The organism is Pantoea sp. E956-1 (assembly GCF_982223955.1).
Genome location: NZ_CEUYZP010000001.1, coordinates 1,108,083 through 1,117,248, shown reverse-complemented (window position 1 = coordinate 1,117,248; position 9,166 = coordinate 1,108,083). Strand labels below are relative to the sequence as shown.

Annotated in this window: 7 protein-coding genes; 5 read left to right on the top strand and 2 right to left on the bottom strand. The window is 56.1% G+C overall.

Going from position 1 to position 9,166, the window contains the following annotated elements; all coding sequences use genetic code 11:
- Positions 1-48: 48 nt before the first annotated feature.
- From AC0T7J_RS05470 to ompC, 5 genes are all read left to right on the top strand, one after another.
- Positions 49-1,986, top strand: coding sequence for an Ig-like domain-containing protein (locus tag AC0T7J_RS05470; protein ID WP_473792696.1), 1,938 nt, complete (start codon positions 49-51; stop codon positions 1,984-1,986).
- 303 nt (positions 1,987-2,289) lie between these two features.
- Positions 2,290-3,645, top strand: a complete 1,356-nt coding sequence (locus AC0T7J_RS05465; RefSeq protein WP_473792694.1) for a TolC family outer membrane protein — start codon at positions 2,290-2,292, stop codon at positions 3,643-3,645.
- Positions 3,646-3,661: 16 nt separating this feature from the next.
- On the top strand, positions 3,662-5,809 hold the full coding sequence (locus AC0T7J_RS05460; protein ID WP_473792692.1) for a type I secretion system permease/ATPase: 2,148 nt from the start codon (positions 3,662-3,664) through the stop codon (positions 5,807-5,809).
- Positions 5,806-6,975: a beta-barrel domain-containing protein gene (locus tag AC0T7J_RS05455; RefSeq protein ID WP_010248368.1), complete on the top strand. Its 1,170-nt coding sequence runs from the start codon at positions 5,806-5,808 to the stop codon at positions 6,973-6,975. Before AC0T7J_RS05460 ends, AC0T7J_RS05455 begins: the two co-directional genes overlap by 4 nt.
- 598 nt (positions 6,976-7,573) lie before the next feature.
- On the top strand, positions 7,574-8,692 hold the full coding sequence (gene ompC, locus AC0T7J_RS05450; protein ID WP_010248366.1) for a porin OmpC: 1,119 nt from the start codon (positions 7,574-7,576) through the stop codon (positions 8,690-8,692).
- Positions 8,693-8,709: 17 nt separating this feature from the next.
- Here the strand turns inward: ompC and AC0T7J_RS05445 are convergent, their stop codons facing one another.
- Positions 8,710-8,904 carry a hypothetical protein gene (locus AC0T7J_RS05445; RefSeq protein ID WP_010248364.1) on the bottom strand — a complete coding sequence of 65 codons (195 nt, stop codon included), beginning with the start codon at positions 8,902-8,904 and terminating at the stop codon, positions 8,710-8,712.
- A gap of 149 nt (positions 8,905-9,053) precedes the next feature.
- Positions 9,054-9,164, bottom strand: a complete 111-nt coding sequence (locus AC0T7J_RS05440) for a hypothetical protein (RefSeq protein WP_010248361.1) — start codon at positions 9,162-9,164, stop codon at positions 9,054-9,056.
- Positions 9,165-9,166 lie beyond the last annotated feature (2 nt).

The window sequence follows — 9,166 nt, the reverse complement described above, 5'->3', positions numbered from 1 at the left end:
TTATCCGATGGTTTTTGTCTGCGTTTCTGTTCTGAACTGAGGTTACCTATGACATCACGCGATACGCTTCGTACCATCCGGCTCGAATCCATTTTCCAGACGGCAGTCAGCGACTTTGCCGTTGCCGATAGTGCTGTGCCCGCCATTGCGCCAGCCGCCACGCAAAGTCTGAGCCTTCCCTTCGCCACGCCGGGTCAGAGCCTGCCTGACACCCTGCTCTCCACGGCCTCACTGCATAGCAGCCCGCTCAACGACAACACTCTGGCTACGGTGAAGAGTTCACCGCCCGCCGCGCTGCGGCCCTATGAAGCGATCGCCAGTGATGGTGTGATCGCCGGCTGGGAAGCGGAAAAACCGGTGCATCTGCGCGGCCGTGCGGAAGGAGAAGCGGGTTCCACCGTCACGCTGACCTTCAACGATCAAAGCTGGCACAGCACCGTTAATCAGTGGGGCTACTGGAATGCTTCTATGCCGGCCGACGCGCTGAAAGGCGTACCGGATGGCAATCACACGCTCACGCTGACCATTACCGATAAAGCAGGGCAAAGCACGGCAACGACCGTTGATTTTGGCCTCTATGTCGACCGCACGATCAAACCTACCCTGAGCGTGGACAAGGTCAGTGGCGATAACGCGGTGAGTATTGCTGAGAGCATTTATGGCGTTGAGATCAGCGGCAGCGCAACGCACTTGCCGGTGGGGTCGAAGCTGACACTGACGCTGGGGACGCAAACCACCACCGCCAGCATGGGAAACGACGGTAAGTGGTATGGCACATTTAATGAAAGCGATATGCAGGCGCTGAAAGACGGGGTCTACAGCCTGAAAGTCACGGCAACCGATCCCAATGGAAACAGCGCCACCGAATATCACGATCTGACGCTGATCACCCATCTGAGTAGCCTGCCAAAAATTACCTTCGACAAGGTCACTGCGGACGATGTGATAAACCTGGCAGAAAGCCAGCAGGATCTGCTACTGAGCGGCACGCTCTCCACCGTGATGCCGGGCCATCGGCTGGTGATCAACGGTGCCAATCAGAAAGATTATGCCACCACGATAGCCGAAGATGGACACTGGCAGGTGGTGATCCCGGCAGCGGATGTGCACGCTTTTATCAACGTTGGGGAAATCCGCGCCTGGTCGATCGACGGGGCCAACAACTACACCAACGTCACGCATGAGCTGAATATCCACACCGGTTTTATTCCGATCTACACTGAAATGGATATCGGCGGTGACATGACGCTTAACTATCAGGAGGCGCAGCACGATCTGAGCTTCTACGTTGAAGGCGCCAACACCCTGGAGATCAACGGTAAAACCTACCAGCCCGATGCCAAAGGTATGGTAACACTGACCTCCAGCGAGCTGCTGGCACTGCCGGATGGCCCGGTCGCCGCCACCTTTCACCGCTGGGATGAATATGGCAACAGCGACACCCAGACCAGTGATCAACTGTTTACCGTAGCCGTGCATCAGCGACCGACGCTGACCCTGGACACGGCTTTTGGTGATAACAAAATTGATGCTGCCGATGTCAACAGCTGGCATCTGATACAGGGCAGCTCCAGTCATCTGCAACCGGGCAGCCTTGTCGAATTAACGCTGGGCGATCAGCACTACAGCGCCAGTGTCAAAGCCGATGGCGGCTGGGCGCTGACCATTCTGGCCGGGCAACTGGCACCGCTGGACGATGGTGAGTACCAGATGACAGTCAGCGGCAAAGACAGCGCCGGTAATCTGGCCAGTGCCAGCCAGACGGTGCAGGTGGCATCACATACGGACAGTGCCACCCCGCTGGAGGGGCACACAGTGGATCAACTGCTGGAGACGGTCAGCCTGACACAGCAGGCCGAAACCGCGCACGTGGCGCAGGCATCCACTGCCGCCGCTACACCGCAGGAAAGCCATCTGTTCTCTGATAGTCCTTATACGCTTGCCGATCACCTGCTGCAGCATCCTGCAGCACATCCCCTGGTCTGACGCTGACACATTAGTAAACGTACTGCCTTCCGGACAGGTCTGTTAAGTCTGTCTGGATTGGCGTGGATACATTTAGTGTTTTTTTTTGTCCTCTCAGGAGAAATATTAACGATTTCATCTGTTTTTAGCAGGAATAAGCCCGGGATATGTTCTAATAATGTTAAAGGTCGTTTAGCGTCTCGCTTGCGAACCATAAATAAAATAATGCAATAAATGCGTCAGACGCTGAGTGGCACCCCTTTTTGCTCGCTTTGTTCACCAGGAAAAACACCATGATGATAAGAACCCCTGTTGGTATGGATAATGAACAAAGCGCGATTAACTTTTTTGTTGTGCGCCCTGAGTGGCGTTGCAGTACACGCGGCCTTTGCCGCCCCGTTACCTAAAGCCGAATTTAACTGGCGCGCCGCGCCCACCGAAGAGCAGATTGCCAGCTTAACGCTGCGCGACGCCATTCTTCGGGCCTTCGCCCGCAATCCGAAAATCTCGGAAGCGGCGGCACAGATCCACATCGGTGAGGGGGATCTTGATGCCGCCCGCAGTGCCTGGTATCCGCAGATCTCACTGCAGGGCGCCGCGGGACGCTCGCATCAGACTGACTCTGCCGGGAGCCTCAACAATAACGGCTCCGGTGGCATCACGCTCAGCCAGCTGCTCTACGACTTTGGTCGTACCGGCAGCGCCATCGATGAGCAGCACGCGCTGTCGGATGCTTATCGTTACAGCCTGTTCGACTCGATGACCACCGTGGCGGAAGATACGCTGCAGGCCTACCTCGAAGTCAAACGTTACCAGGCGCTGGCAGAAACGGCGCACACCAATATCGCCTCGCTGAAGCGCGTGCGGGATATCGCGAAGCTGCGCGCCGATGCCGGCCTTAATTCCCAGTCCGACGTGCTGCAGGCGGAAACCCGCATCGCCGCGATGCAGGCCACGCTGGAGCAATATCGCGCCCAGCACCGTTCCGCCACCGCGCAGCTGACCGTACTGACCGGCGTAGTTCCCGCCACGCTGCCAGAACTGCCACAGGCGCTGCTTAAACAGCAGATCACCCTCGACAAAATCGCCTATGAAAGCAGCGCGGCGGTGCGCAGCGCGCAGTCGAAACAGGAAGCCGCCCGGGAACGGGTGCGCCAGGCGGAGTCCGGACACTGGCCGACGATTAAAGTACAGGCGGGCCGGACACGCTATGAAAACGATCGTCAATCTTACTGGGATGATGAAGTGCAGTTGCAGGTGGAAGCGCCGCTGTACCAGGGCGGCCTGGTGAATGCGAAAACCCAGTCAGCGGAGGGCGATCGTGAAGCGGCGCAGGCCGCTATTCAGCAGGCCAAGCTCGCCATCAATCAAAACGCCTCTACCGCCTATGCCGACATGATTGGCGCGCAGCAGCGGCAGGCTGCCGGGGAAGTGCAGCTGGCCAGCGCCGACCATACCCGTCATGTCTACGCCGATGAATATCGCCTGAGTAAGCGCAGCCTGAACGATCTGCTTAGCGTGGAACAGGATGTGTTTCAGGCTGACAGCTCACGCATCACCGCGCTTTACGATGGCTGGGACGCCACCGTCCGTTATGCCGCCGCGGTAGACAATCTGCTCGATATCATGGGTATCGATCGCCAGCAAAGCAGCGGCGATCTCCTTCCTTCGCTGCAATAGCGATAAGGCATTAATAATGAGTACATCAACCCTGAATACCGATAACTGGATTGCCGCCATGCTGCGCGTGGCCGCGCGATTCGGTAAACCTGCCGATGGCAAAACCCTGCGTCAGCAGATGCGCTGGTTTGAACATCTGCCGGTGTCACAGCAGCTGGAACGGCTCTCCGGCCTGCTGGGACTGCATCTGACCATGGTGCCGCAAAACAAACTGCGCTGGCGTCAGGAGATCACCCCGGTGGTGCTGGTGCTGGAAAATGCCAGCGTGGCGGTGCTGGAGAGCATCGATTCAGACAACAGCGCGCGTTACTGGCTCAGTGAGGGCGGCGATGTGGTACGTGAAACCGCCCTGGCAGAACTGCTGGCACGCGCCCAGGGCGATGTCGGCGTGATTGGCGTAGCGGCGCGTGGTCGTGATGCGCGCATCGACGAATTCGTTCAGCCTTATGAGCCACACTGGTTCTGGAAAAATTTTCGCGGTATGGGCCGCCGTATCACGGAAATTTCGCTGGCCTCGGTGATCAGTAATGTGCTGGCACTGGCCGGTATTCTCTTTTCGATGCAGGTCTACGATCGGGTTATTCCGGCCCAGTCGCAGTCCACACTGTGGGTACTGTTTGTCGGCGTGCTGATCGCTGCGGCCATTGAGTATCTGATCCGGCTGATGCGGACCCAGGTGTCAGACCTCATGGGCAAACGCATCGACCTGAAAGTCTCGGCCATGCTGTTTGCCCGGGCGATGAGCATACGTAATGAGGCGCGTCCGAAATCGACCGGCTCGTTTATCTCGCAGCTGCGTGAAATCGACCAGGTGCGTGAGCTGCTCACCTCGACCACGGTAGGCGCAGCGGCCGATCTGCCATTTGTCATCCTGTTCCTGTTTATCATGTCGTTTGTTGGCGGCTGGCTGGTGCTAATTCCGCTGGCGGCGATCCCGCTGATCGTCATTCCCGGTCTGCTGGTGCAGATCCCGATGGCGCGGCTGGCCAAAGAGGGGCTGCGGGAAGGAGCGCTGCGCAATGCGGTGCTGGTGGAGACCATTGAAGGGATTGAGGATATTAAGGCGCTGCAGGCGGAACCCTATTTTCAGCGTCAGTGGGAGCAGACGCACGAAGTCAGCGCCTCAATCAGTAATCAGCAGCGGTTGTGGGGGGCGCGTCTCACCGGCTGGGCCGCGACTGTGCAGCAGCTCACCTATGCGGGCATGCTGGTATTTGGTGTCTATCTGGTGCTCGATTCGCAAATCACCACCGGTACGCTGGTTGCCTGCAGCCTGCTCTCATCACGTACCATCGCCCCGCTGATGCAGTTGACCATGGTCTTCTCGCGCTGGCAGCACGCCAAAATGGCGATGAAAGGGCTGGATGAGTTACTGAAAAAGCCGCTTGATCAGCCTGAAGCGACCACGCTGGCACACTGCCCGACGCTCACCGGCCAGTACGATCTGCGCAATGTGCATTACAGCTATGACGAAGAGAATGAGAAGAATGTGCTCAACGTTCAGCAACTGCAGATTAAGCCCGGCGAGAAGATTGCCATTCTGGGCAAAGTCGGGGCAGGGAAATCGACGCTGCTGAAGATCCTCGCCGGTCAGGCGCAGGCCAGTCAGGGCAAAGTGATTGTCGATGGCGTCGATATTGAGCGTATCGATCCCACCGATTTACGTCGTCAGCTCGGCTGGCTGTCGCACGACTCCCGCCTCTTTTTTGGCACGCTGCGGCAGAATCTGATGCTGGGCAATCCCCATGCCAGCGAACAGGAGATGCTGCAGGCGCTGCGCATCAGCGGCGCACTGTCGCTGGTGCAACAGGATGCCGCCAGTCTGGATCGCATTATTAACGAAGGCGGACGCGGACTTTCGGGCGGTCAGCGTCAGATGGTGATGCTGAGCCGCTTGATCCTGCGTCAGCCGCAGGTGGTGTTGCTGGATGAACCCACCGCGGCGATGGATGAACAGCTGGAGGAGCATGTGATCCGTCAGCTACAGGGCTGGATTAGCGGCCGGACGCTGGTGCTGGTGACGCACCGTCCGGCGCTGTTGAAGATGGTCGATCGTATTGTGGTGATGGATAACGGCCGGATTGTGGCCGATGGCCCGCGCGACGAGATCCTGCGCCGCGCGACGACACCCGCGCCATCGACTGGTAAAGGAGAGACCGCATGAGTCTGGTTATTGTTGATAAAGATCTTGCCCGTCATGAACGCCGGACATCGGCGATTATCTGGCTCTGCACCGCCGCGCTGGCGATATTTCTCATCTGGGCACACTTTGCCATTCTGGATGAGGTCACGGTCGGCACCGGTAAAGTCACCCCTTCCAGCCGCGCGCAGGTGATCGACAGCCTGGATGGCGGCATCGTCAAGCAGCTTAACGTGCATGAGGGCGACATTGTCGAAAAAGGGCAGGTGCTGGCGACCCTCGATCCGACGCGCTTCCAGTCGAACTTCGGCGAGGCGCAGGCCAAAGTGCGCACGCTGCGCGCCTCGTCCGAGCGGCTGGAGGCTGAACTGTCGGGCACGCCGCTGACATTCAGCGCCGAAACGCTGAAGGAGCCGAACCTGGTGACACGCGAACGGCAGCTCTACGAGTCGCGACGCCGTAATCTCACCGAAACCATCAGTAATCTGCAGCAGTCGCTGCGGCTGGTGCAGGATGAACTGCGGCTGACGGAACCGCTGGTTGCCAAAGGCGCGGCAGGGCAGGTTGAGGTGATTCGTCTGCGTCGTCAGGTCAGCGATCTGCGCGGCAAAATCGATGAGGCGCGCAATGACTATCTGGTGCGCGCCCACGAAGAGCAGGTGAAAAACAATGCCGAACTGGATGCGCAACTGCAGGTTGCCGCAGGCAAAGAGGATCAGCTGACGCGTGCCACACTCTATTCGCCGGTGCGCGGCATCGTTAAAGATATTCAGGTCACCACGGTCGGTGGCGTACTGGAGCCTGGCGGCAAACTGATGGAAATCGTCCCGCTGGAGGATCAACTGCTGATTGAGACGCGCATCAATCCTCGCGATATCGCCTATATCCGGCCCGGTCTGGCGGCTACTGTGAAAGTGACCGCTTACGACTCCTCCATCTATGGTGATCTGCACGGCGAAGTTGAAACGGTCTCGCCAGATACCCTGCAGGATGAGGTAAAACGTGATCAATATTACTATCGTGTTTATGTCCGAACCCAGAAAGCCGAGCTGACTAACCGCGCCGGACGGAAATTCCCGATTGTGCCTGGTATGGTGGCCAATGTAGAGATTAAAACCGGTCAGAAATCGGTCATGGATTATCTGATTAAGCCCCTGAATAAAGTCAAAGAATCGATGCGCGAGCGCTGAAAATCCGCACCAGCTAAAATATCTGCCTGCTTAATTACGGTGATAAATTAACATGGCGGATATTTGGGCTATCAGGGCGCAAAGCGTGCGTATTTTAACAATATGTGCGGAGACGGGCTGTAGTTAATTTAACCCGCTCAAGAAAGTTTACGAAGATATAACGGAACGGCAGACAGCAGGCAAAAAAATGCCGGACAAATTGTCCGGCGGGAAATAATAAGTTGTACATCTCATTCGGGGAGAATGAAGGTAATAATGGAATAAATGATGATAGCGGGGTCTATTCTATTACCAGACGTCGTAGAAGTTTTATCATTCAGTGCTTAGGAATGCTCTTATGTAACCTGTTGATAACAATGCCTCCAAAATGGGTTTATCTATTTGTGCGCCATTTTTTATCGATCTGTGCTGGTTATTAGTTCCCCGCAATTTACATTATGAAATAACTGTTTCGATGTATGAAACAGTTTTGGAAATTTAGTAGCATTTTCCTGGTGGATTATTACCCGTTATAAAACAACAATGGCCTGCCGGCTGAATTTTTAATCATTCAGTTAGCAGTGGCAAATAATAAAGGCACATAACAGAGGGTAATAAAATGAAACGTCGCGTTCTCTCCCTGATGATCCCTGCATTGCTGGTTGCAGCAGGATCAGCAAACGCAGCTGAAATCTACAACAAAGACGGCAACAAATTAGATCTGTTTGGTAAAGTTGACGGTCTGCACTACTTCTCTGATAACGATGGTTCTGATGGCGATCAGTCTTACGTTCGCTTCGGCTTTAAGGGCGAAACCGAAATCAGCAATGAGCTGACCGGTTACGGCCAGTGGGAATACCAGGCGGCGCTGAACAACGCCGAGTCTGAAGGTACGGCTGACAGCTACACCCGTGTGGGTTTTGCCGGTGTGAAATTTGGTGATGCAGGTTCGTTCGACTACGGTCGTAACTACGGCGTAGCCTACGATATCGGCGCATGGACCGACGTGCTGCCAGAGTTCGGCGGCGATACCTACGGCGCAGATAACTTTATGTATCAGCGCGGTAACGGCATGGCGACCTACCGTAACAATAACTTCTTCGGTCTGGTGGATGGCTGGAACTTTGCAGTCCAGTATCAGGGCAAGAATGGCAACAGCACAGAGTCTCCGAATGGCCGTGACGTACTGGGTCAGAATGGCGACGGCTGGGGTCTGAGCACAACTTACGATCTGGGTTCAGGCTTCGGCATTGGTGCGGCTGCTTTCCAGTCTGACCGTACCAACGACCAGAACAGCGCAACATCCGGCATCCTCGGGAGTGGCGATAAAGCGGAAGTCTATACTGGCGGTCTGAAATATGACGCGAACAATGTCTATCTGGCGGCTATGTACTCACGCTCGTACAATGCGACCCGCTTCGGCGACAGCACCAACGACTCTTCAGCTTATGGCTATGCGGATAAAGCGGACAACTGGGAACTGGTTGCGCAGTATCAGTTCGACTTTGGCCTGCGTCCATCCCTGGCGTACGTCACCTCACGCGGCACCGATGTTCAGAACTGGGGTAAACAGAATCTGAAAAAATATATCGATGTTGGCGCGACCTACTACTTCAACAAAAACATGTCCACCTACGTTGATTACCAGATCAACCTGCTGGACGACAACGCTTTCACCGACGCAGCCGGTATCAATACCGACGACGTGGTGGCACTGGGTCTGGTTTACCAGTTCTGAGTTGTACGGGAGCGCAGTTACCGCTGCGCTCCTGCGTCACCTTTCGGGCTGAGCGCTTCAGCCTTTCGCCACTTCGTGGCTTCCGGCGCGGTTGTCACTGATGACACCACGCTGCCGAATCGCGCGCCTTCAAATGCCACGCCTGCCAGGGTGAAGGCTGAAAAGCTCAGCCAGTGATGCCATGCTGACTGCCACTTCTGTGAATTTTTCATTCTGCACCTCTCAGATATAAACACTGTTTCAACAGTGCAGAATTCATGCCAGCTTTACCGCTCTCACAGCCACAGACCTCGCGCGCACTTTGGTACACTTGCCGCGCGCGTCAGGGCGATCTTGCCCCAATCAGGTGCAGTTAAGCCTGTTACTGGCGCGGGCGTGAGGGTGTCATGTGACGATGACGACGCTGGTGCAAAACTTTATAGCTACTGAAGATAAACAGCCCCAGGGCAATGACGAGAATCAGATAGATCATCT